The 1,073-nt window shown below is 42.8% G+C and carries 1 pseudogene; it reads left to right on the top strand.

Annotated features, from left to right (window positions below):
- Nucleotides 1-1,073, top strand: a pseudogene (locus ACODSB_RS23980) (hypothetical protein); the annotation flags it as partial.

The raw sequence follows: 1,073 nt of genomic DNA, 5'->3' as shown, positions 1-1,073 counted from the left end.
GCAGTTCCGACATTAAGCGCTGTAACACAGCCTACATGTTCAACAGCAACGGGAAGTTTTACCATATCAAACTATAGTGCTTCTAACACTTATGCTGTAAGCCCTTCAACAGGAGTTACCCAGTCAGGAAACACGATTACTGCTCCGGCAGGAAGTTATACTGTAACGGCTTCGGCAAACGGATGTACTTCAGCTGCTTCATCAGCTGCGGTTATCAACGCACAGCCTGCAACTCCAGCAGTTCCGACATTAAGCGCTGTAACCCAGCCTACCTGTTCGACAGCTACAGGAAGTTTTACAATATCAAACTACAGTGCTTCTAATACTTATACAATCAGCCCATCAACGGGAGTTACCCAGTCAGCAGGTACAGTTACAGCTCCGGCAGGAAGTTATACGGTAACGGCTACGGCTAACGGATGTACTTCGGCTGCTTCATCAGCTGCGGTAATTTCAGATTATATATGCGCTGAAGACGATGCTCCTTCATCGGTTAATGGTTTAGTTGGAGGATCAATCTTAACTATTTTTTCTAATGATAAAATAAATGGAGTATCTTTTATTCCAGCAGATGTTGTTTTAACAACAGGCACTCTTCCAACAGGAATTACTTTTAATTCTAATGGAACAATAAATATAGCTCCAAATACAGCAGCAGGAACACATAACATAACTTATACTATTTGTGAAGCAACTAATTCTAGTGTTTGTGATTCAGCTATTGTTACTATAATAATAACTGCACCAGTAATCGATGCAGTAACAGAAACCACGGCATCTATCAACGGAAACACAGGCGGTATAACAGCAGCCTTAACAGCAAATGATACGTTAAACGGAAACCCTGTTGTAATCGGCAGTTCAGCAGGACAGGTAACCCTGACTGCAGTAGGAACGCTTCCGACAGGATTAACCTTAAACGCAGACGGAACAGTAACAGTTGCGCCAAACACACCAGCAAATACTTATGATGTTACATACAGCATCTGTGAAGTAAGCAACCCAGGCAACTGTGATACTGTAATCTCAAAAGTTGTGGTTGGGGCAGCGGTAATCGATGCGGTAACAGAAAC

The organism is Flavobacterium sp. FG68, assembly GCF_057808895.1.
The sequence above is the reverse complement of the archived record's forward strand: the minus strand, read 5'-3'. Positions and strand labels throughout refer to the sequence as shown.